We start from the raw sequence: 21763 nt of genomic DNA, 5'->3' as shown, positions 1-21763 counted from the left end.
GGGGTACGGGACGTCACGGGTTCACCTCGAAGGCACGGGCACGCCGGATCTGGTCCGGGTTGTTCATGGCGGCCTGGATCTCCTCCGGGCGGCCGTTGTCGATGAAGTGCTCGACCTTCACCTCGATGAAGAGGGCGTCGGCACGGACCGCGACGGGCCCGTCGGGGCCGCCGATCCGGCCGGTGGCGGTCGAGTAGATCTTCCGTCCGGCGACGGCTGTGACCTCGGCCTCCAGGAAGAGCACGGTGCCCAGCGGCACGGGCCGCGCGAAGTCGGTCTCCAGGCGGCCGGTCACGGCGATCACCCGCAGCAGCCAGTTCAGCGAGCCCAGCGTCTCGTCGAGCGCGGTGGCGAGGACGCCGCCATGGGCGAGGCCCGGGGCGCCCTGGTGCGCCTCGCGCACGGTGAACTCGGCGGTGACGGTCACGCCCTCCCCCGCGCGCGCCGCAAGGTGCAGTCCGTGCGCCTGGCCTTCACCACAGCCGAAACAGTGTTCGTAATGGGCGCCGATCAGCTCACCGGGGGCGGGTGCGTCGGGGTGGCGGACGGGCGCTATGGCGTCGGCCGGGGGCGTCAGAGCTGCAGATGTACCACTCACAGGCGCAGACCTTACCTCCGCGTCAGCACTCGCAGCTCCCCGTGCCAAGCTTGGTTCCATGCAGCCTTACGAAGAACGCCTGACCGCGCCCCGTTCGTGGTGGTTCGCCTCGGTCCTGGTCGGTGTCGCGATGGCCCTGATCATGCTGCCGTTCGGCACGCTTCCGCTCCTCGGCGGCCTGGTCGGCGGCACGGCGGTGGCCGCGGTCGTCACCAGCGCGTACGGCTCCGTGCGGATCCGCGTGGTGGCCGGCTCGCTGGTCGCGGGCGACGCGAAGATCCCGGTCTCCGCCCTGGGCGAGGCGGAGGTCCTGACGGGCGAGGAGACCCGCGCCTGGCGCTCCTACAAGGCCGACCCGCGCGCCTTCATGCTGCTGCGCGCCTACATCCCGACGGCCCTGCGCGTAAAGATCACGGACCCGACCGATCCCACGCCCTACGCCTACCTCTCGACAAGGCACCCGGAGGCCCTGGCAGAAGCGCTGAACGCGGTACGCCAGAACACCCCGTAAACCAAGGCGCCCCGTCAGGGGCGCGGGGAACTGCACGACCAGCGCCCCGTCAGGGGCGCGGGGAACTGCGCGACCAGCCACGACCAACCCGCGCGCCCGGAGCAAGATCAGCTCCCCAGCTCCTTGGGAGAGCCCCCCACCCGCAGAGGATCGTCCGGCGTCTCCAGAGGCGGAAGCTCCGGCAGCGCGTCCCACGGCACCTGCCGCTTCCGCAGGTCCTCCCTGATCTTCGCGGCGAGCTTCTTGGTGTCCCGGCGGTTCATCACCGCCCCGACCGCGGCGCCCACCATGAAGGGCATGAGGTTCGGAAGGTTCCGGACCATGCGCTTCATGATCTGCTGGCGCAGCTCCCGCTTCATCTGGCCGCCCAGGGCGGCGTTGAGGGTCGTGGGCTTGGCGACGTCGACGCCGCGCTCCTGCGTCCACGAGGTCAGATACGCCGTGCTGCGCTGCTTGAGATTGCCGCCGGGCCGCTGGCCGTAGACCTCGTGCAGCTCGGCGATGAGTTTCAGTTCGACGGCGGCGACGCCGGTGATCTCGGCCGCGAGCTCGGCGGGCATCGCGGGCGGCACGGGCATCATCGCCGCCGCGCCCACACCCGCGCCCACCGTGGACGAGGCGTTGGCCGCACCGGAGACGAGCTTGTCCGCCAGCTGCTCGGGGCCGAGGCCCGGGAACTGCTTGCGGAGGGTCGCCAGATCGCGGACCGGGATCCGCGGGGCGTTCTCGATGAGCCGGTCGGCGAGGTAGCCGATCCCGGCCTTGCCGGCGCGCCCGCCCTTGCGCACGCCTTCCTTCATTCCGTCCGCGACGGCGGCAACGCGGCTCCGGGACCCGGCTGCCCGAGTGGTCCCGGAGGCCTTGTCGGCCGCCGTCTCGTCCGGCGCCGCCTCAAGGGCGTTCGCCGGTTCGAGGGCGTTCGCCGGTTCGAGCGAGGCTGCTCCGGTGGCGGAAGAGCCTCGCTCGTCGTCACGCACGCCGTCGCCCGAGGCGCCGGCTTCGTCCGCTCCGCGCTTGCGGAAGCGGCGCTTCCTGGACGGGGTCGAGCCAGTCATGGCCGACCCCGCCTCAGTCGCAGTCGCGACAGATCGGCTGGCCGTTCTTCTCCCTGGCCAGCTGGCTGCGGTGGTGCACCAGGAAGCAGCTCATGCAGGTGAACTCGTCCTGCTGCTTCGGGAGCACCCGGACGGCGAGCTCCTCGTTGGAAAGGTCGGCGCCGGGCAGCTCAAGGCCCTCGGCGGCCTCGAACTCGTCGACGTCGACCGACGAGGTCGACTTGTCGTTCCGCCGTGCCTTGAGTTCCTCGATGCTGTCCTCGTTGACGTCATCGTCGGTCTTGCGTGGGGTGTCGTAGTCCGTTGCCATGTCGCTCTCCCCCTCTGGGTGTCTGCGGTGTCTCCAGCGCACGTAACGCGTGAGAGGCCGGACTTGTGCCCGACCCGAGGCGGAGATTTTGCCTCACATCAAGGTCTGTTACTCAATCGACACCCAACCGCACCCCTGAAGAGGTGATCGGCTTGGATGGCGATCGGGACCGTACACGGTCCGAATGTCGCACTTCACGGGCGTCACCCCGTGTACTTCCCGTGATCAAGACCCCCGAAAACCCGGATTTTCCCGGCTTTCCGACGACTTTAGCGATCACGGAGAGTAGATACCCAAGAAATCGCCACTGTGATCGATCGCACACGGTTTTCCCGGATTCGAGTCCCGAAAATTCCGCGCAAAGCGAACACGTCGGCGCGTTCGTGCAGCATCTCAGAGGGGAAGCGTCACTCGCATCACGAGCCCTCCCCCCTCGCGCGGCTCCGCGATGATACGGCCCCCGTGGGCCCGCGCCACCGACCGGGCGATCGACAGGCCGAGCCCGACGCCCTTGTCGCTGCCCGTCCGCTCGGTCCGCAGCCTCCGGAAAGGCTCAAAAAGGTTGTCGATCTCGTACGCGGGCACCACCGGGCCCGTGTTCGACACCACCAGGACCGCCTGGCCGTGCTGAGCCTCCGTGGTCACCTCGACCCAGCCCTCGTCCGCCACGTTGTACCTGACGGCGTTCTGGACGAGGTTCAGGGCGATCCGCTCCAGGAGTACGCCATTGCCCTGCACGACGGCCGGACCACGCTCCCCGCGGATCTCCACGCCCTTCGCGTCGGCCTCGCCGCGCACCTGGTCGACCGCGCGGTCGGCGACCTCGGCGAGATCGACCGGCTTGCGCTCGACGATCTGGTTGTCGCTGCGGGCGAGCAGCAGCAGGCCCTCCACGAGCTGCTCGCTGCGCTCGTTGGTGGCCAGGAGCGTCTTGCCCAGCTGGTGGAGTTCCGGCGGCGCCCCGGGGTCGGAGAGGTGCACCTCCAGGAGCGTGCGGTTGATCGCCAGCGGCGTGCGCAGCTCGTGCGAGGCGTTGCCGACGAACCGCTGCTGGGCGGTGAACGCCCGCTCCAGGCGGTCCAGCATCTCGTCGAAGGTGTCGGACAGCTCCTTCAGCTCGTCGTCCGGGCCGTCCAGCTCGATGCGCCGGGTCAGGTCGGTGCCGGCCACCCTGCGGGCGGTGCGGGTGATGCGGCCCAGCGGCGAGAGCACGCGGCCCGCCATCGCGTACCCGAAGGCGAAGGCGATCACGGCGAGCCCGAGGAGGGCGAGAAGTGACCGGCTGAGGAGGTTGTCCAGGGCGTTCTGGCGCATCTGGTTGACGCACTCGTTCAGCGCGGCGTTGAGCTGCCCCTCCGTGGGGCGCTCGGGGAGCAGCCGGAAGTTGGTGCAGCTCTCGCTGCTCACCGTGGACTTGCCCGTGACCCGGAACGGCAGGTCACTGCCGACGTTCAACGCCTGCGCGGCGAGCAGATAGATGATCGAGAGCAGCAGGATGCCCGCGATCAGGAACATGCCGCCGTAGAGCAGCGTGAGCCGTATACGGATGGTGGGACGCAGCCACGGGAAGGGTGCTTCGACCTTCCTGGGGTCCCACGTCGGCTTCGGAGGCGCGGCTGGTGGCGCCGGGGTCGCGGCCACCGGGGGTCAGATCCGGTAGCCGGAGCCCGGCACCGTCACGATGACGGCGGGCTCACCGAGCTTGCGGCGCAGGGTCATGACGGTGACCCGGACCACGTTCGTGAACGGGTCGGTGTTCTCGTCCCAGGCCTTCTCCAGGAGCTGCTCGGCGGAGACGACCGCGCCCTCGCTGCGCAGCAGCACTTCGAGGACGGCGAACTCCTTGGGAGCGAGCTGGATCTCCTTGCCGTCGCGGAAGACCTCGCGGCGGTTGGGGTCGAGCTTGATCCCGGCCCGCTCCAGGACGGGCGGCAGCGGCACGCTCGTACGCCGTCCGAGGGCACGCACGCGTGCCGTCAGCTCGCTGAACGCGAAGGGCTTGGGGAGGTAGTCGTCGGCGCCGATCTCCAGGCCCTCGACGCGGTCGCTGACGTCGCCCGAGGCGGTGAGCATCAGGACGCGGGTCGGCATGCCCAGCTCGACGATCTTGCGGCAGACGTCGTCGCCGTGCACGAGCGGGAGGTCCCGGTCGAGCACCACCACGTCGTAGTCGTTGACGCCGATGCGCTCCAGGGCGGCCGCCCCGTCGTACACGACGTCGACTGCCATGGCCTCCCGGCGCAGTCCGGTGGCCACCGCATCGGCGAGCAGCTGCTCGTCCTCGACGACGAGTACGCGCACGTCGTTGTCCTTCCTCTGTGCCCCTGCGGGCAGGTTTGTCTTGGGGTAGGCCTCCATCCTGCCCCTTTCGGCCATAAACCGGCTGTAAGGCGGTCTGAGGGCCCGGGAATGCGGGATTTCGTCCGCCTGTTGAGGTTTCTGCGGAACGGAGCCAGGGGAGGACGGCCTTACACCCGCGATCACGCTTTGTATGTGGTGCGCCACAAACCGCTTTCTCCAGGGCGGCTCACGACGTGATCGACCCTTCTTGAGGGCACACCCCCGTGCCATCGACCCATGACCCAGCCGAGGGGGCGCAACCATGGACGCATTCACCGCAGGTCTCCTGCAGCGCATAAAGGCCACGGAGTCCGACCTCACCATGGCCCGTGAGACGGGAGACGACTTCCTTGCCGAGGTGGAGCAGGCGGAGCTGGAGGACCTCCACCGCCTGGCCGCCGAGCACGGAGTCGAGGTAGGCGCTCTGCAGGTCTGAGTGACCTGAGCACATACGTACGTAAGGGCCCCGGCGTCTGGACGTGACGCCGGGGCCCTTCCGTGTGCCGTCAGTCGTGCCAGGCGCCGAGGTCCTCCAGGAGGCCCTGAAGGGGCTCGAAGAGGCCGGGCGGGGCCGCGATGGCCAGCTCGCCCGAGAGGGCCTCTCCGGGGCGGCCACCGGTCAGCGCGCCCGCCTCCCGGGCGACGAGGTCACCCGCCGCGAAGTCCCACGGCTTGAGCCCCCGCTCGTAGTACGCGTCCAGGCGGCCCACCGCGACGTCGCACAGGTCGATCGCGGCCGATCCGCCGCGCCGGATGTCCCGCACCTTCGGGATGAGGTGGCGGGTGATCTCCGCCTGTTGGACGCGGCGCTCGGTGAGGTACCCGAAGCCGGTGCCCACCAGGGCCTGCCCGAAGGGAGGCGCGGGGCGGACGCGCGCGGGCACGTCGCCGACGAAGGCGCCCTCCCCCAGGACCGCGCGGTACGTCTCCCCGCGCATCGGGGCGTGCACCACCCCGACCAGGGTCTCGCCGTCCTTGCGGGCGGCGATGGACACGGACCAGTCCGGGCGGCCGTACAGGTAGTTGACGGTGCCGTCGATCGGGTCGACGACCCACTGCACGCCGCTGCTGCCCTCGACGCTCGCGCCCTCCTCGCCGAGCACGCCGTCCTCCGGTCTGCGCTCGGCGAGGAAGTCGGTGATGAGCTTCTCGGAGGCGATGTCCATCTCGGTGACGACGTCCACGGCGCTGGACTTGGTGGCCGCCACGCCCAGGTCGTCGGGGCGGCCTTCGCGGAGGAAGGCCCCGGCCCGGTGCGCGGCCTCCAGGGCGATGTCGAGCAGCTCGGCCTTGAGCGCCTTCAGCGGGTCGTTCATGGTGCTCGCTCCAGCTCGGGGGGATCGGGAATCACGCGTACGGGCTGTCGGCGCCGGCGGCCGCGGGCTTCGGGGCGCGGGCCGGGCAGCAGCCAACCGGGCACAGGTCGTGGCTCGGGCCGAGGGCTCCCAGGGCGCATGGAGTCACCGCCGCGCCGGTCTCCTTGGCGGCGCGCTCCAGGACCAGCTCCCTGATCGCCGCGGCGAACCGGGGATCGGCGCCGACCGTCGCCGAGCGGCGGACCGGAAGACCCAGCTCCGCGGCCTTGGCCTCGGCCTCGGTGTCGAGGTCGTACAGGACCTCCATGTGGTCCGAGACGAAGCCGATGGGGACCATGACCACCGCGGGCGCCCCGGCGCCGTGCCGCTCCTCCAGGTGGTCGCAGATGTCCGGCTCCAGCCACGGGATGTGCGGGGCGCCGCTGCGAGACTGGTAGACGAGCTGCCACGGGTGCTCGACGCCGGTCTCCTCGCGCACCGCGTCGGCGATGAGACGGGCCACGTCCAGGTGCTCCCTGACGTACGCACCGCCGTCGCCGTGGTCCTCGGCCGGGCCGGAGGTGTCGGCCGCCGCGTTCGGGATCGAGTGCGTCGTGAAGGCGAGGTGCGCGCCCTGGCGTACGTCCTCGGGCAGCTCGGAGAGGGACTTCAGGACGCCGTCGATCATGGGGCGTACGAAGCCGGGGTGGTTGAAGTAGTGCCGGAGCTTGTCGACCCGCGGCGGCTCAAGGCCCTCCGCCTCCAGGGCGGCGAGGGAGTCCGCGAGGTTCTCGCGGTACTGGCGGCAGCCCGAGTACGAGGCGTACGCGCTGGTGGCCAGGGTCAGGATGCGGCGGCGGCCGTCGGTGACCATCTCGCGCAGGGTGTCCGTGAGGTAGGGCGCCCAGTTGCGATTGCCCCAGTAGACCGGCAGGTCCAGGCCGTGCTCCGCGAAGTCCTTGCGCAGGGCCTCCAGCAGGGCGCGGTTCTGGTCGTTGATCGGGCTGACCCCGCCGAACAGGAAGTAGTGCTGCCCCACCTCCTTGAGCCGCTCCTTGGGGATGCCGCGCCCGCGCGTCACGTTCTCCAGGAACGGGACGACGTCGTCGGGGCCCTCTGGGCCGCCGAACGAGAGCAGCAGCAGGGCGTCGTAGGGAGTGGGATCGAGCGCATCGGACATGCCACCGATCCTGCCACTCACCACTGACAGCCGGGAAACCACGGTGCGTTCGGGCCCCTCCGGACAAGCGGGAAAACGGGTGCGTCCGGTCTCTCACGGCCGTAAGCTGTATCGGCCACCTTTACGCCTTACCGGAGTCGTCCCGCCCGCGGAACTCCGGCGTTTCTGCGGAGTCCACGTGCCCAGCTCCTACCGCGCCCTCTTCGCCGCCCCCGGCACCAAGGCGTTCTCCACCGCCGGGTTCCTCGGCCGCATGCCGATCTCGATGATGGGCATCGGCATCGTGACGATGGTGTCCCAGCTGACCGGGCGGTACGGCCTCGCGGGCGCGCTCTCGGCGGCCGTCGCGCTCTCCGCGGCCGCGATCGGGCCGCAGATCTCGCGGCTCGTGGACCGCCACGGCCAGCGCCGGGTGCTCAGGCCGGCGACGCTGGTCTCCCTGGCCGCGGTGGCGGGGCTGCTGCTCTGCGCGAAGTTCGAGACGCCCGACTGGACGCTGTTCGTCTTCGCCGCGCTGGTCGGCTGTGTGCCGAGCGTGGGCTCGATGATCAGGGCCCGCTGGGCGGTCCTGTACCGCGACACCCCGCAGCTGCACACCGCGTACTCCTTCGAGTCCGTGGTGGACGAGGTCTGCTTCATCTTCGGGCCGATCATCTCGATCGGGCTCTCCACGGTGTGGTTCCCCGAGGCGGGACCGCTGCTCGCCGGGGCCTTTCTCGCCGTGGGCGTCTTCTGGCTGACGGCCCAGCGGGAGACCGAGCCGGTGCCGCATCCGCGCGAACACCACACCGGCGGCTCGGCGTTGCGCTCGGGCGGCCTCCAGGTGCTCGTCGCCACCTTCGTCGCGACCGGCGCGATCTTCGGGGCGATCGACGTGGTCACGGTGGCGTACGCGGAGGACCAGGGCCACAAATCCGCGGCGAGCCTCGTGCTCGCGGTCTACGCCCTCGGCTCCTGCCTCGCGGGTGCGGTCTTCGGGCTGCTGCACTTCAAGGGGGCACCGGCGCCCAGGTGGCTGCTGGGTGTCTGTGCGATGGCCGTGAGTATGATCCCGCTTCAACTGGTCGGGAACCTGCCGTTTCTGGCCGTGGCGCTGTTCGTCGCGGGCCTGTCCATCGCACCGACGATGATCACGACGATGGCCCTCGTCGAGCAGCACGTACCACGCGCGAAACTGACCGAGGGCATGACCTGGGTGAGCACCGGGCTCGCGGTCGGCGTCGCGCTCGGCTCCTCCGCGGCCGGCTGGGTGATCGACGCCGCGGGCCCGGACGCCGGGTACGCGGTTCCGGGGATCTCGGGAGCCGTCGCGGTCGTCGTCGGGTTCCTGGGGTATCGCCGGCTGGCGAGGCCGGTTCCGCGACGGGGAGGAACCCATGAGCACGGCAACGGGCAGCGGGAAGAGCACAGCGGCGTGGCGTAACTGGGCGGGCAACGTCACCGCGCGGCCCGTCAGGGAGGTCTCCCCCGCCTCGGTGGAGGAGCTCTCGGCGGCCCTGCGCGAGGCCAGGGCCGAGGGCCTGCGGGCGAAGCCGGTCGGCACGGGGCACTCCTTCACGGCGGCCGCCGCGACCGACGGCCTCCTCATACGCCCCGGCCTCCTCACCGGCATCCGCGGCATCGACCGCGCGGCGGGCACGGTCACCGTGGAGGCGGGCACCCCGCTGAAGCGCCTGAACACGGCACTCGCGCGTGAGGGCCTTTCGCTCACGAACATGGGCGACATCATGGAGCAGACCGTCTCCGGAGCCGTCAGTACCGGCACCCACGGCACGGGCCGCGACTCGGCCTCGATCGCCGCGCAGATCAAGGGCCTTGAGCTGGTCACCGCGGACGGCACGATCCTGACCTGCTCCGCCGACGAGAACCCCGACGTCTTCGCCGCCGCCCGCGTCGGGCTCGGCGCGCTCGGTGTCATCTCCGCGATCACCTTCGCCGTGGAGCCGGTCTTCTTCCTCACGGCCCGCGAGGAACCGATGACCTTCGAGAAGGTCACCAGCGACTTCGACGCCCTGGTCATCGAGAACGAGCACTTCGAGTTCTACTGGTTCCCGCACACCGGCAACTGCACCACCAAGCGCAACAACCGCAGCCCGGGTCCCGTGGCCCCGCCCGGCAGGATCAGCGCCTTCGTAGAGGACGAAGTGCTCTCCAACGGCCTCTTCCAGGTGGTCAACTCCCTCGGCCGGGCCGTCCCCGCGGCCATCCCGGGCATCGCGAGGATCTCCAGCAAGGCGCTCTCCGCCCGCACGTACACCGACATCCCCTACAAGGTGTTCACCAGCCCGCGCCGGGTGCGCTTCATGGAGATGGAGTACGCCGTTCCGCGCGAGGCCCTGGTGGAGACCCTGCGCGAGCTGAAGGCCATGGTGGAGCGTTCGCGGCTGCGGATCAGCTTCCCCGTGGAGGTCCGCACGGCGCCCGCGGACGACATCGCGCTCTCCACGGCCTCGGGCCGGGAGAGCGCGTACATCGCCGTCCATATGTACAAGGGCACGCCGTACCAGGCGTACTTCGCCGCGGCCGAGCGGATCTTCACCGCGCACGAGGGGCGGCCGCACTGGGGCAAGCTGCACACGCGCGACGCGGAGTACTTCGCCAAGGCGTACCCCCGCTTCGGCGAGTTCACCGCCCTGCGCGACCGCCTCGACCCCGACCGCATGTTCGGCAACGACTATCTGCGGCGGGTCCTCGGCGACTGACCCCGGCTAGGGGCTGGTGGTCTCGCCCTGCTGCGCGTCGCCGTCGGCGCCCGTGCCGCTGCCGGGGCCTGTGCCGCTCGACGGCGTGGGGGCCGGAGGCGGCGTCGGTGTCGGGTCCGTCTTGGCGCCGTCGTCCCCGGAGTCGTCGCCCTTGTCCTTGTCGGGGTCCGTGCCGGTGCCGTCGTCGGGGTCGTTCTTGGAGCCGTCGCCACCGGTGCCGCTGCCGTTGCCGTCGCCCTGGCCCGGCGTCTGACCCCCGGTCCCGTCCGGGTCCGGTGTCGCGGTGCCGCCGCCCTCCTGGGTGCCGTCGCCCGTCCCCGAAGTGCCGTTGTCCGACGGCTGTCCTGACGGTTCGGAGGGAGTGGACGGCCTCTCCTTGGAGGTGTTGTTCCCCGAGAAGCCGTTGCTGATCGTCGTGCCCTTGCCGCCGCTGAGGTCCTCCCCGGAGATCAGCTCGTACGTGGTGATCCCGCCCATGGCGACACCGAAGACGACGGCAGCCGCGATCAACGGCCGCTTCCAGCTGCGGATCCGCGCGCGGTGCGTGGTGCCGACGGTGAACTCGTCCGACGGAAGCGGCGGTTCGACCGGCGTCCCCGGAGTGGGCGTCCCGGGAGCAGACGTACCCGAAGTGGGCGCTCCCGGTCCGGCGCGCAGCACGCGCGTGGCGTCATCACGGGGCAGCAGTCGCGTGCCGTCCTCGCGCGGGACCAACTGCGTGGCGTCGACCGAGCCGAGCCGTTGCGTCCTGTCGGCGTCGAGGTCGGAGGCCACCGACGGCAGCGCGGTCGTGGGGTCCGCGTCCGGGGTCGGCAACGCCGTGGTCGCGTCCGCCGCCGACGGAAGTACCGCGATCCCGTCCGGCTCGGCGTCCGCTTCCCGTGGGCGACCCCATGTGGTGGTCACCGGCCCGGTGGCGGACGCGGCGCCCGTGTACGCGGCGGTTCTGAACGTCTCCGGCACCGAGGGGGCTGTGGTCAACGGCACTTGGTGCGCCTTCGGCTTGGCCTGCACCGCGACGACGCGTATCTGTTCGCCCGTGCGCTTGAAGAAGTGCTGGAAGATCGTGCCGCCGCAGGTCGCGATGCCGCTCACGACGCCGGCGCCGAGGATCGTGCCGTAGACCCCGAGGTTCGAGGCCAGCTTCGCCGCCACGACCGCGGCGATGGCGCTCCCCGCCACTTGCGGCACGCTGAGATCGAGGCGCCGCTTCTCCTCCGGCTCCTCCTGCTCCTTCGAGTCCTTGCCCTGCGACCCCTTGCCGGAATCCGGCTTTACTCGCATCTCCGACCCTTGCCTGCCTTTCTCACCTTTTCGACTGACCACACGAGAAGGGGACGTACGGGCGAAGTGATTAGTTCCGTTTCGGGTGTTTCCGTGAAGTGCGCCACCCGCGCGCGGGGTCGCGAGCCCCAAAAGCGCCACCAACTCCCGTCCCCCATGAGAAGTTCGGCGGCGCGGCGGTCCACCCGCATGGCCCGAATGGAGTACTGTTGCGAGCCCTGGGTCCGGTCTCCCGCCAGGGTGCCCGGGGCCTTCCAGAACCGCCGGGTGGGGGGCTCGCTGCACAGGGTGACGAACGTCGTCACTTAGCGTTGCGAAACGGTAACCGTGCCATAACGGCGATCCAGGGCCCCTGCCCGACACGCCGGGCAACTCGGCAAGGTTGTGGCAGGCTGCACCCGGGCAGGCCACACTCGACTAGCGGAAGCAGCGACGCACGTGACGTCGGCAGGCACCACCCGGGAGGTCCCCATGCCCGAACTGCGTGTCGTGGCCGTCAGCAACGACGGCACACGGCTGGTGCTGAAGGCTGCGGACAGCACGGAGTACACGCTTCCGATCGACGAACGGCTGCGTGCGGCCGTCCGCGGCGACCGGCCCCGACTCGGACAGATCGAGATCGAGGTGGAGAGCCACCTCCGCCCGCGCGACATCCAGGCACGGATACGTGCCGGTGCCAGCGCGGAAGAAGTGGCCCAGCTCGCCGGAATCCCCGTTGATCGCGTCCGCCGCTTCGAAGGACCCGTGCTCGCCGAGCGCGCCTTCATGGCGGAGCGCGCCAGGAAGACCCCCGTACGCCGTCCCGGTGAGAACACCGGACCCCAGCTCGGCGAGGCCGTCCAGGAACGGTTGTTGCTGCGCGGCGCCGACAAGGAATCCGTCCAGTGGGACTCCTGGCGCCGCGACGACGGCACCTGGGAGGTCCTGCTCGTCTACCGCGTCGCGACCGAGCCGCACTCCGCGAGCTGGACGTACGACCCGCCCCGGCGCCTCGTGCAGGCCGTCGACGACGAGGCACGCTCGCTGATCGGCGAGACGGACGACATCGCGGCACCGGAGCCCAGCTTCCCGTTCGTGCCGCGCATCGCCCGCCTCCCCCGGGACCGCCCGCTGGACCGGCCGCTCGACCGCGCCCTGGACCGGCAGCTGGACCGCCCGAGCATCCCCGCCGCCCCCGTCGATCCCCCGGAGGAGAGCGAGGGCGCGGGCTCCGCGGTCGCCGAGCAGGAGCGCGACTCGCTCACCAGCCTCCTGGAGGCGGTGCCCAGCTTCCGCGGCGACATGGTCGTGCCCGAACGCCCCTCGGTCACGTCCACCACGGAACTGCCGCCGTCCGTCCAGGAGGAGTCCGAGCAGGAGCCCGACGCCGAGGAGGCCCCCGCGGCTTCGGCCGGCGCCGGTTCGGCGTACGCGGACGTCCTCATGCCGCGCTCGGTGGCCAGTCACCGCGACCGCCTCGTCGGTTCCACGGACCGTCAGGCCGAGGCGGACGGAGTGCGCCCTGGTCGCCGCGCCGCGGTGCCCAGCTGGGACGAGATCGTCTTCGGCACGCGCCGCAAGAAGCAGGAGTAGCAGGAGTAGGCGGCGAACCACGCCGGAGTTCCGGTCGTGAGTTCGCCGGACTGACGTACGACACCATGGGCCCCGCACCGGCAGTACCGGCAGGTGCGGGGCCCACGTGCGTACGTATGGCGGCCTACTGCGGGTCCGGGCCCGTCGCGACCGGGCGGGAGCCGTCCGCCGACCACTCCGACCACGAGCCGACGTACAGCGCCGCCGGAATCCCCGCCACCGCGAGCGCGAGCACCTCATGGGCGCCCGAGACGCCCGAGCCGCAGTAGACACCGATCTCCGAAGTGCCCGAGGCGCCCAGCGCCTTGAAGCGGTCCGCCAGCTCCGCGGCCGGCTTGAAGCGGCCGTCCTGCGCCACGTTCTCGGTGGTCGGCGCCGACACCGCGCCCGGGATGTGCCCGGCCACCCGGTCGATCGGCTCGACCTCGCCGCGGTAGCGCTCGGCCGCGCGGGCGTCCAGGAGCAGACCCGAACGGGCCAGGGCCGCCGCCGAGTCCGCGTCCAGGAAGTCCGTGCTGTTCGGGGCAGGCTCGAAGGACCCCTCGGCCGGGGCCGTCCCCGCGCCCGGCTCCAGGGAGCCGGTCCACAGGGCGAGACCGCCGTCAAGGACACGTACGGAGGTGTGCCCCGTCCAGCGCAGCATCCACCACAGGCGCGCGGCCGCCCAGTTCTGGCCACCGTCGTACACGACGACATCGCGCTCCGGAGAGACCCCCGCCGCTCGCATCACGGCACCGAAGTGGTCCAGGTCGGGGAGCGGGTGGCGGCCGCCGGCCCCGGCGGGTCCTGCCAGGTCGGCGTCGAGGTCGACGAAGACGGCCGAGGGAATGTGCCCCTCTTCGTAGGCATCGCGCATCGAGCCCTGGTGCTGCCAGCGGACGTCGAGCAGGACCGGCGGATTCTCGCCCGCCAGGTCGCTCGCGAGTTCGGATGCGGAGATGATGGCGTTCATGGGCCCCATCCTTGCGCATGGGGTGGCCGTATGGGCGAGGTCCGGCTACCCTGCTCCGCCGTACCCTGCCCCACCACAGGGCGTACGGGACCCTGCACAGCCTGTACAGCAGATGGACCCCGCTCGGCCTTCTCGCGGCAAGGGGTGAGACACCGTAAAACGGGCATCCTCCGCGGGAAGCCGGGCAGTGCGGCGCGGCCGGGACGCGCGGCGCGACAGGTGGTGCGAGCATCTGCGAGGGCGCGCATGTGTGCGCGGCGCGGGCGCGCGCGTTCGAAGAGATTCGAAGAGAGCGGAAGCGAAGCGGCCATCACGAAGGCCGAGGAGAGGGTGACGATGACCGAGGCACAGGCGTCCGCAGGGCGGCGCGACGGCGCGGGAACCGGTCGAAGCGCACCCGGCACACCCTGCTGGGTGAGCCTGATGGCGCATGGCCTGGCGGCGACCCAGGAGTTCTACGGAGCGCTCTTCGGCTGGGAGTTCCGGCCGGGGCCCGAGCAGCTCGGCCCCTATGTGCGGGCGCTGCTCGACGGCCGGGAGGTGGCCGGCATCGGCCAGCTGCCGCCCGACCGGCATCTGCCCATCGCCTGGACGCCCTATCTGGCTACGGACGACGCGGACGCGACGGCCGAGACGGTGCGGCACTGCGGCGGCACGATCGGCGTGGGCCCGATCACCGCGGGCCGGGCGGGCCGGATGGCCGTCGCGTCGGACCCCACGGGCGCCGTGTTCGGGCTCTGGCAGGCCGCACGGCATCTGGGCACCGCGGTGGTCGGCGAGCCGGGCGCGCCGGCCTGGAACGAGCTGGTGACGCGGGAGACGGCGAGTGTCGTCCCGTTCTACCGGGCCGTGTTCGGCTACACCGAAGAGGCCGTCGTCTCGGCCGACTTCGACTATCTGACCCTTGAGGTCGACGGCCGCCCGGTGGCCGCCATGCACGGCGTCGGGGACGCGCTGCCGCGCGACCGGGGCCCGCACTGGATGACGTACTTCGAGGTCGCCGACGTGGAGGAGGCGGTGGACCGGGTGGCCGAGCTGGGCGGGCAGGTCGTCAAGCCGCCGCGGGACGGCTCCCACGGCCGGGTGGCGACGGTCGCCGATCCGGAGGGCGCGGTCTTCACCGTCGTACGCTCACACGCCCGCGCCTGAGTCAGGCGCGGGTGGCCGCCGGGTCCACCGGCAGGACGTCGGGCGAGAGGGCGCCCGCGCGGGCGGTCGCCGCCGTCGTCCTGCGCCGGTGGTGGCGGCGGCACAGGACCTCGTAACCGACCTCGTCCGCCGACTGGTTGACGTCGCCGACGACGACCTGGGCGCCCTCGACGACCATCTCGCCGCCTATGGTGCGGGCGTTGTGCGTGGCGCGGGCACCGCACCAGCACAGGGCCTCGACCTGGAGCACCTCGACGCGGTCGGCCAGCTCCACCAGGCGCTGCGAGCCCGGGAAGAGCTTGGAGCGGAAGTCCGTGGTGATGCCGAACGCGAAGACGTCCAGGCCGAGGTCGTCGACGATCCGGGCGAGCTGGTCGATCTGGTCGGGGGCAAGGAACTGCGCCTCGTCCGCGATCACGTAGTCGGCGCGGCCGCCCTGGGAGAGGTGGTCGACGAGATGGGCGTAGAAGTCGAAGTCGTCCGCGGCCTCGATGGCGTCGGTGACGAGGCCGAGCCGCGAGGAGAGCTTGCCCTCGCCGGCCCGGTCGTCCCTCGTGAAGATCATCCCCTGGAGGCCGCGGGCCGAGCGGTTGTGCTCGATCTGCAGAGCCAGCGTGCTCTTTCCGCAGTCCATCGTTCCGGAGAAGAACACCAGCTCGGGCATGGGGGGTTGAGCACCTTTCGGGGGCGTGTGGAGGAGTCGGGGTGCCGTCAACGGCGTATCAAGTGCGTACGGTCAGGAGCGTACTTCGAGGAGCGGGACAAGCTGCTCGACGGGGGTCATCGAGCCGTGCATGCCCACGAGCGAGGACTCCTTGGGCTCGCGCTCCGAGGCGATGATCGCGACGTCATCGTGCGCGGCGGCGATGACATCGCCCAGACGCTCGTATACACGTTGATCAATGTGTGGACCGAACCACCCCGCGGCGATCGCCTCGTCGCGGGAGGCCACCCAGAACTGCTCGCCGAGCACTTCGCGCCAGACCGTCAGTACGTCGTTGACGGCGCCCGGCACCGCGTAGACGTGCCGGGCGCGGCCCTCGCCGCCGAGGTGGGCGACGCCGGCGCGCAGCTCCCAGTCCTCGTCGAAGTCGATGCGGGAGGCCTCGTCGAAGGGGATGTCGATCATGCCGTGGTCCGCGGTGACGTACAGGGCGCTGCGCGGCGGCAGCTGCTCGGCGAGGCGCTGGGCGAGCCGGTCGACGTACATGAGCTGGCCGCGCCAGGCGTCGGAGTCGATGCCGAAGCGGTGACCCTTGCCGTCCACTTCCGCGTAGTAGGTGTAGACCAATGACCGGTCCCCCGCCGCCAGTTGCCGGGCGGCGAGGTCCATGCGGTCCTCTCCGGAGAGCTTGCCCCGGAAGGAACCGCCGCTCAGGGCGACCTTGGTGAGCGGGGTGCTCTCGAAGGCCGGGGAGGACACCTGGGCGGTGTGCACGCCCGCGTCGTGGGCACGCTGGAAGACCGTCGGGTACGGCTGCCACGCGCGCGGGTCGGTCCAGGGGTTCCAGCGCAGCTGGTTCATCAGCTCGCCGGTGGCCGGATTGCGCACGGTGTAGCCGGGCAGGCCGTGGGCGCCGGGCGGCAGGCCCGTGCCGACCGAGGCGAGCGAGGTCGCGGTGGTGGACGGGAAGCCCGCGGTGAGGGGCTGTCCGGTGCCGCCCCGCGAACTGGCGAGCAGCGACGTCAGGAAGGGGGCCTCGCCGGGGTGGGCCTTGAGCTGCTCCCAGCCGAGGCCGTCGATCAGGAAGACGCAGTTCCGGTCGGCGGGGGCGAGTTCGGCGATGACCGGCGTCTCGTAACCGGGCACGCCCTGGTGGGAGACGAGCGTGGGCAGCAGGTCGGCGAGGGACCCGGAGCCGTAGGCGGGCACGGGGGCCGTGTCGAGGGCGATCGGTTCCACGTCGTCCCAGGCGGGCAGGGACATCAGCGGGCGGTGTCCGCGGTCGCCTCGGACAGGGCCTGGGCGAAGGCGAGGGTCTGCCGCACCGCGTCGGGGCCGTCGCCCGCCTCGCTGACGCGCAGGCTCAGGTCGTCGGCGGTCGAGCTGCCGGTGTAGCCGTGGTCCGCGTCGCAGTTGGGGTCGCCGCAGGCCGCGGGCTCCAGGTCGATGCGGGAGACGGCGCCCCAGCCGATGGTCAGGACGACCTCGCGGGGCGGGGTGCCCGGGACGTACTTCTCGGGGTTGGCGACGACGCGGCTGAGCACCACCGACGAGATGCGGCCGATCTTGACCGACTCCGTGGAGGTCGTCGCGTACGGCGTCGGGGAAGTGCTGTCCGCCGCCTGCTCGTCAGTGTGGCTGACGATGAAGCGCGTGCCGGTCAGGACGAGGACGGTGACGTGCCTGCGCACCTCGTTCGCGTCGAACGTCGTCTCCTGGTGGACCAGGTAGGACCCGATGGCCTCGCCGCCGATCGCGGCCTCCACCGCCTCGGCCACGAGGGCCGGGTAGTAGCCGCTGCGCTCGATCGCCGCGCGCAGCCCCTGGGTCGTCGTACCGGTCTTTGCCATGCCGTCCATCCTACGGCCCGGTGCGGGGCGCACGGGCCCCCGTGGCCGCCTCGGCGCCCGGGAGCGCGGTTCAGTAGCCGGGGAGCGTGCGCGGGCCGAGATCGTCGCGGGCGGGCGGGGGCGCGAGGCGGACGGAGGCGCCGAGCACCGAGAGGCCGCGCCGGGCGACGACCACGGGCTCCAGGGAGACACCGGCGACCTCGGGGTGGTCGTCGACGAGCCGGGAGACCCGCTGGAGCAGCTCTTCGAGGGCCGAGGTGTCCACGGGGGCCGAGCCGCGCCAGCCGAACAGGAGCGGCGCGGTCCGGATGGATCTGATGAGGGAGGCCGCCTCGCGGTCGGTGACCGGGACCAAGCGGTGGGCGGTGTCCCCCAGCAGCTCGGAGGCGGCGCCCGCGAGGCCGAAGGAGAGCACCGCGCCGGCCGCCGGGTCGATGACGGCGCGCACGACGGTGTCCACGCCGCGTGGTGCCATGCCCTGGACGACGGGCCGCAGCTCGGCGGGCTTGCCGAAGGTGTCGATCAACTCTTGATAGGCCCGGCGCAGTTGCTCTTCGTCGGCGAGGTCGAGCCGCACTCCCCCGAGGTCGGCGCGGTGGCGCAGGTGCGGGGCCGTGGTCTTCAGGGCCACGGGGTAGCCGAGCGTGCGCGCGGCTTCGGCTGCCGCGTCCGGGTCGGGTGCGGGCAGGGCCTCTCGTACGCGGATGCCGTACCGCCCGAGCAGTTCGTGGGCGTCAGCAGGGGCGAGGGTGGCGCCGCGAGGGTCGTCGTCCTTGGCGAACAGCTCGGCGATGCGCTCGGCGGCGCCGCTCTCGTCGATGTCGTCGTACTCGTGGACCTTGCCCGGCTCGGCGGCCTCGCGGCGCCACTGCGCGTACTTGACGGCTTCGGAGAGGGCGCGGACGGCGCGCTCGGCGGCGGGGTAGGCGGGGATGCGGTACTGCTCCGCGGGCGGTTCGGGGGCCTCCGCGGTGGCTGCGGGCGCGGTGTTCGGCGCGGGCGGGTGGCCCGGGGGCGCCTGCGGCGGGGCGGCGGGGCGGGTGCTGGGGGTGGCGGGCTGGGTGCTGGTGGCGGCGGGGCGGGTGCTGGTGGCGGCCGACAGTGCCTCGGCGAGGCCTCCCAGCTCGACGTGGACCACGGCCACCGGCTTCGCGGGACACCCCGCGGCGGCGGCCCGCAGTTCCGTGGCCAGCGTCTCGGGGTCGGCGGCGACCCCGTCCTCCCGCACCCAGGGAATGGCGTTGACGATGACCGCGTCGCAGCCGTCGTCCGACAGGGCCTCGGCGAGCGCGGCCCGGAAGTCCGCGGGTGTGGCGCCGGTCGTGAGGTCGCGGGGCGGCAGCGGGCGCAGGCCGTCGGCGACGCAGGCGTCGTACGTGAGCAGGCCCAGCGACTCGGAGTTGCCGAGGATGCCCACCCGGGGGCCGGACGGCAGCGGCTGTCCCGCGAGCAGCAGGCCCGCGTCGACCATCTCCGTGACGGTGTCCACGCGGATGACTCCCGCCTGGCGCAGCAGCGCCGAGACCGTGGCGTGCGGCAGCCGGGTGGCCTGTACCGCGTGCCCCGTGGGAGCGATGCCGCTGTGCCGGGCGCCCTGGACCACGACGAGCGGCTTCGCGGTCGCTGCCCGGCGCGCGAGGCGGGTGAACTTGCGGGGGTTGCCGATGGTCTCCAGGTACATCAGGGCGATGTCGGTGTCCGGGTCCTCGTACCAGTACTGAAGGACGTCGTTGCCGGACACGTCGGCGCGGTTCCCGGAGCCCACGAACGTGGACAGGCCGGCGCCCCTGCGGTGCAGCCCGGACAGCAGCGCGATGCCGATGGCGCCGGACTGGGTGAACAGACCGATGCGCCCGCGCGCGGGAGGCTCGGGAGCGAGCGAGGCGTTGAGCCGCGCCTGCGGCGAGGTGTTGATGACCCCGAAGGCGTTCGGGCCGATGATGCGCATTCCGTAGGACCGCGCCTGGCGGACCAGCTCGCGCTGGCGCTCCCGCCCCGCGGCGCCGCTCTCGCCATACCCGGCGGAGAGCACCACAAGGCCCTGCACCCCGCGCTCGCCGCACTCCGCGACGACCTGGGGCACCCGGTCGGCGGGCACGGCGATCACGGCGAGGTCCACGGGCTCCTCGATCGCCATGACGGAACGGTGCGCCGGCACCCCGTCGATCTCGGCGCCTTCGTCGAACGCGCTGTTCACCGCGGACAGGCGTCCGGTGAACCCGGCCTCCTTGAGGTTGCGCAGCACACTGCGGCCCACGCCTCCGGGGGTGCGGCCGACGCCGATCACCGCGACCGAGCCCGGCGTCAGCAATCGCTGTACCGACCGCCCCTCGGCGCGCTGCTCACGGGCCCGCTGCACGGCGAGCGAGCGGTCGGTCGGCTCCAGGTCGAACTCCAGACGTACGACGCCGTCCTCGAAGCTGCGCTTCTGCTGGTAGCCCGCGTCCGTGAACACCTTGATCATCTTGGTGTTGGCGGGCAGGACCTCGGCCACGAACCGCCGGATGCCGCGCTCCCTGGCGACCGCCGCGATGTGCTCCAGGAGCGTGGAGGCGACGCCGCGGCCCTGGTGGGCGTCCTGCACGAGGAAGGCGACCTCGGCCTCGTCGGCGGGCGCGCTGGCCGCCATGCCGCGCTCGTCGATGCGGTCGTAGCGGACGGTGGCGATGAACTCGCCGCCCACCGTGGCCGCGAGCCCCACCCGGTCCACCTGGTCGTGGTGCGTGAAGCGGTGCACATCCTTGGCGGACAGGCGGGGATAGGGCGCGAAGAAGCGGTAGTACTTCGACTCGTCCGAGACCTGCTCGTAGAAGCTGACCAGGCGGTCCGCGTCCTCGGCCGTGATGGGCCTGATCCGGGCGGTGCCTCCGTCACGCAGCACCACATCGGCTTCCCAGTGCGAGGGATAGTCGTGCCGATCCTGCTGATCCGACGGGGTCTGCATGGGGCCAGGGTACGGGTCGCGGGGCCGCCTGGACCGGGGCAGTCTGGGAGGGGCCGTCCGGCCGGCAGAGCACTCACGACGGCATGAGACACTGGTCTAGACAAGTGTGAGACACCTGGAAGGGCAGCAACACATGGCTGAGCGCCGCGTCAACGTCGGCTGGGCCGAGGGCCTTCACGCCCGACCCGCCTCCATCTTCGTCCGCGCGGCCACGGCCGCCGGCGTCCCCGTGACGATCGCCAAGGCCGACGGCAACCCGGTCAACGCCGCCTCGATGCTCGCGGTGCTCGGCCTGGGCGCCCAGGGTGGCGAGGAGATCGTGCTCGCCTCCGACGCCGAGGGTGCGGACGCCGCGCTCGACCGTCTGGCGAAGCTGGTCGCGGAGGGCCTCGAGGAGCTTCCGGAGACGGTCTGAACCGCGCAGTTCCCTTCGAAGGGCCCACCCTGGAACACGGGGTGGGCCCTTCGATTTATCCATGGTCCTTCGCTTTATCCGGCGGTCGACGGCACCTGAAAAGCGCAGCGAGCGAATTTGGCGACACGAATGCGCGCAGCACGAATGAGCGCCCGGAATTACCTGTAGCGAATATGGCAGATATGGCGGCGCCCCCACCGGGGCCCTCTCTGGATACGTCTTGTATACGGCGCCCGCGTTAACTCGGCAGACCCACTGTGTTTACGGGATGTTGCGAGCCCCTCACGCGGGCGCCCCGCGGTGAATGGCGCAATCGGTGCGCGGCCGTCGCCCGGTCCGCGTGGCCCGCGGTGAGCGCCCTGGCCCGTTCGGCGTCCCCGCGGGCCACCGCGTCGACGATCGCCGCGTGCTCGGACCAGGACTCGGCCGGCTCGGCCGGAGGGTCGACGACGTACATCCAGGCGATCTTGTGCCGGAGCTGGGTGAGGAGCGTGATCAGGCCGGGGCTGCCGGAGGCCTGCACGAGCGTCTCGTGGAACCAGCCGCCCAGGGAGCGCAGATCCTCCCCCTGGCCCTTCCTCGACCGCTGCTGGCCCAGCCGGACGAGACCGCGCAGGACCTTCAGGTGCGCGTCGGTGCGGCGCTGGGCGGCGCGGGCCGCCGCGAGGGGTTCGAGCAGGGTGCGCAGCTCCAGGAGGTCGGCGGCCTCCTGCTCCGTGGGCTCGGCGACGCAGGCGCCCGCGTGCCGGCGCGTGACGACGAAGCCCTCGGCCTCCAGGGTGCGCAGGGCCTCGCGCACGGGGACGCGGGAGACGCCGTACCGGCGCGCGAGCACTTCCTCGGTGAGCCGGCCGCCCCTTTCGTGGACACCGGAGACAATGTCGTCCCGGATGGCCGTGCATACCGAGTGCGCGGGAATGCGCATGACCGGACCTCCGCCTT

General features: G+C 71.8%; 21 protein-coding genes. 7 read left to right on the top strand and 14 right to left on the bottom strand.

The window, feature by feature from the left end; all coding sequences use genetic code 11:
* Positions 1 to 13: 13 nt before the first annotated feature.
* Positions 14 to 598 carry a PaaI family thioesterase gene (locus DMA15_RS28245; protein ID WP_125515549.1) on the bottom strand — a complete coding sequence of 195 codons (585 nt, stop codon included), beginning with the start codon at positions 596 to 598 and terminating at the stop codon, positions 14 to 16.
* 58 nt (positions 599 to 656) lie between these two features.
* Between DMA15_RS28245 and DMA15_RS28240 the strand changes: the two genes are divergently transcribed.
* Positions 657 to 1109 (top strand): DUF3093 domain-containing protein, encoded by a 453-nt coding sequence (locus DMA15_RS28240; RefSeq protein ID WP_125515548.1) that lies wholly within the window; start codon positions 657 to 659, stop codon positions 1107 to 1109.
* Between the two features lie 107 nt (positions 1110 to 1216).
* On the opposite strand, the gene DMA15_RS28235 is transcribed toward DMA15_RS28240, so the two are convergent.
* The 4 genes from DMA15_RS28235 to DMA15_RS28220 all read right to left on the bottom strand — a co-directional run bounded on the left by DMA15_RS28235 (position 1217) and on the right by DMA15_RS28220 (position 4775).
* Entirely contained in the window at positions 1217 to 2164 is a 948-nt protein-coding gene (locus DMA15_RS28235) for a hypothetical protein (RefSeq protein ID WP_206302858.1), read from the bottom strand.
* A gap of 13 nt (positions 2165 to 2177) precedes the next feature.
* The gene (locus DMA15_RS28230) at positions 2178 to 2474 is read right to left on the bottom strand and encodes a DUF4193 domain-containing protein (RefSeq protein WP_030357326.1); all 297 of its coding nucleotides are present in this window, start codon (positions 2472 to 2474) and stop codon (positions 2178 to 2180) included.
* A 393-nt stretch (positions 2475 to 2867) separates the two neighbouring features.
* On the bottom strand, positions 2868 to 4115 hold the full coding sequence (locus DMA15_RS28225) for a HAMP domain-containing sensor histidine kinase (RefSeq protein WP_125515547.1): 1248 nt from the start codon (positions 4113 to 4115) through the stop codon (positions 2868 to 2870).
* A 6-nt stretch (positions 4116 to 4121) separates the two neighbouring features.
* Positions 4122 to 4775, bottom strand: a complete 654-nt coding sequence (locus tag DMA15_RS28220) for a response regulator transcription factor (protein WP_055544891.1) — start codon at positions 4773 to 4775, stop codon at positions 4122 to 4124.
* A 301-nt stretch (positions 4776 to 5076) separates the two neighbouring features.
* Between DMA15_RS28220 and DMA15_RS36795 the strand changes: the two genes are divergently transcribed.
* Positions 5077 to 5250: a hypothetical protein gene (locus DMA15_RS36795; protein WP_164551840.1), complete on the top strand. Its 174-nt coding sequence runs from the start codon at positions 5077 to 5079 to the stop codon at positions 5248 to 5250.
* Between the two features lie 70 nt (positions 5251 to 5320).
* On the opposite strand, the gene DMA15_RS28215 is transcribed toward DMA15_RS36795, so the two are convergent.
* Entirely contained in the window at positions 5321 to 6130 is an 810-nt protein-coding gene (locus DMA15_RS28215; RefSeq protein ID WP_125515546.1) for an inositol monophosphatase family protein, read from the bottom strand.
* Between the two features lie 31 nt (positions 6131 to 6161).
* Positions 6162 to 7289, bottom strand: coding sequence for a ferrochelatase (locus DMA15_RS28210; RefSeq protein ID WP_125515545.1), 1128 nt, complete (start codon positions 7287 to 7289; stop codon positions 6162 to 6164).
* 178 nt (positions 7290 to 7467) lie between these two features.
* Between DMA15_RS28210 and DMA15_RS28205 the strand changes: the two genes are divergently transcribed.
* Positions 7468 to 8712, top strand: coding sequence for an MFS transporter (locus DMA15_RS28205; protein ID WP_125515544.1), 1245 nt, complete (start codon positions 7468 to 7470; stop codon positions 8710 to 8712).
* The gene (locus tag DMA15_RS28200) at positions 8666 to 9991 is read left to right on the top strand and encodes a D-arabinono-1,4-lactone oxidase (RefSeq protein WP_125515543.1); all 1326 of its coding nucleotides are present in this window, start codon (positions 8666 to 8668) and stop codon (positions 9989 to 9991) included. The genes DMA15_RS28205 and DMA15_RS28200 overlap by 47 nt, the downstream gene beginning before the upstream one ends.
* A 6-nt stretch (positions 9992 to 9997) precedes the next feature.
* Here the strand turns inward: DMA15_RS28200 and DMA15_RS28195 are convergent, their stop codons facing one another.
* Positions 9998 to 11275 carry a hypothetical protein gene (locus DMA15_RS28195; RefSeq protein ID WP_125515542.1) on the bottom strand — a complete coding sequence of 426 codons (1278 nt, stop codon included), beginning with the start codon at positions 11273 to 11275 and terminating at the stop codon, positions 9998 to 10000.
* 471 nt (positions 11276 to 11746) lie between these two features.
* Between DMA15_RS28195 and sepH the strand changes: the two genes are divergently transcribed.
* Positions 11747 to 12847, top strand: a complete 1101-nt coding sequence (gene sepH / locus DMA15_RS28190) for a septation protein SepH (RefSeq protein WP_125515541.1) — start codon at positions 11747 to 11749, stop codon at positions 12845 to 12847.
* 124 nt (positions 12848 to 12971) lie between these two features.
* Here the strand turns inward: sepH and DMA15_RS28185 are convergent, their stop codons facing one another.
* Entirely contained in the window at positions 12972 to 13799 is an 828-nt protein-coding gene (locus tag DMA15_RS28185) for a sulfurtransferase (RefSeq protein ID WP_125515540.1), read from the bottom strand.
* A 336-nt stretch (positions 13800 to 14135) separates the two neighbouring features.
* On the opposite strand from DMA15_RS28185, the gene DMA15_RS28180 reads away from it, so the two are divergent.
* A complete protein-coding gene (locus tag DMA15_RS28180; RefSeq protein ID WP_125515539.1) occupies positions 14136 to 14948 on the top strand; it encodes a VOC family protein in 813 nt (270 codons plus the stop codon).
* A 1-nt stretch (position 14949) separates the two neighbouring features.
* Here DMA15_RS28180 and DMA15_RS28175 read toward each other — a convergent pair whose 3' ends face one another.
* From DMA15_RS28175 to DMA15_RS28160, 4 genes are all read right to left on the bottom strand, one after another.
* Positions 14950 to 15612 (bottom strand): thymidine kinase, encoded by a 663-nt coding sequence (locus DMA15_RS28175; RefSeq protein WP_125515538.1) that lies wholly within the window; start codon positions 15610 to 15612, stop codon positions 14950 to 14952.
* A 72-nt stretch (positions 15613 to 15684) separates the two neighbouring features.
* The gene (locus DMA15_RS28170) at positions 15685 to 16875 is read right to left on the bottom strand and encodes a nucleotide pyrophosphatase/phosphodiesterase family protein (protein WP_125515537.1); all 1191 of its coding nucleotides are present in this window, start codon (positions 16873 to 16875) and stop codon (positions 15685 to 15687) included.
* Complete coding sequence (locus tag DMA15_RS28165; RefSeq protein WP_125515536.1) at positions 16875 to 17462, bottom strand: DUF5998 family protein; 588 nt, start codon at positions 17460 to 17462, stop codon at positions 16875 to 16877. Before DMA15_RS28165 ends, DMA15_RS28170 begins: the two co-directional genes overlap by 1 nt.
* A 70-nt stretch (positions 17463 to 17532) precedes the next feature.
* Entirely contained in the window at positions 17533 to 20406 is a 2874-nt protein-coding gene (locus tag DMA15_RS28160) for a bifunctional GNAT family N-acetyltransferase/acetate--CoA ligase family protein (protein WP_125515535.1), read from the bottom strand.
* A gap of 133 nt (positions 20407 to 20539) precedes the next feature.
* Between DMA15_RS28160 and DMA15_RS28155 the strand changes: the two genes are divergently transcribed.
* On the top strand, positions 20540 to 20821 hold the full coding sequence (locus DMA15_RS28155) for an HPr family phosphocarrier protein (RefSeq protein WP_030021209.1): 282 nt from the start codon (positions 20540 to 20542) through the stop codon (positions 20819 to 20821).
* A gap of 238 nt (positions 20822 to 21059) precedes the next feature.
* Here DMA15_RS28155 and DMA15_RS28150 read toward each other — a convergent pair whose 3' ends face one another.
* Positions 21060 to 21746 carry a GntR family transcriptional regulator gene (locus tag DMA15_RS28150; RefSeq protein ID WP_125515534.1) on the bottom strand — a complete coding sequence of 229 codons (687 nt, stop codon included), beginning with the start codon at positions 21744 to 21746 and terminating at the stop codon, positions 21060 to 21062.
* Positions 21747 to 21763: the final 17 nt, after the last annotated feature.

This window comes from Streptomyces sp. WAC 01529 (assembly GCF_003945545.1).
GTDB classification, from domain to species: Bacteria; Actinomycetota; Actinomycetes; order Streptomycetales; family Streptomycetaceae; genus Streptomyces; species Streptomyces anatolicus.
The sequence above is the reverse complement of the archived record's forward strand: the minus strand, read 5'-3'. Positions and strand labels throughout refer to the sequence as shown.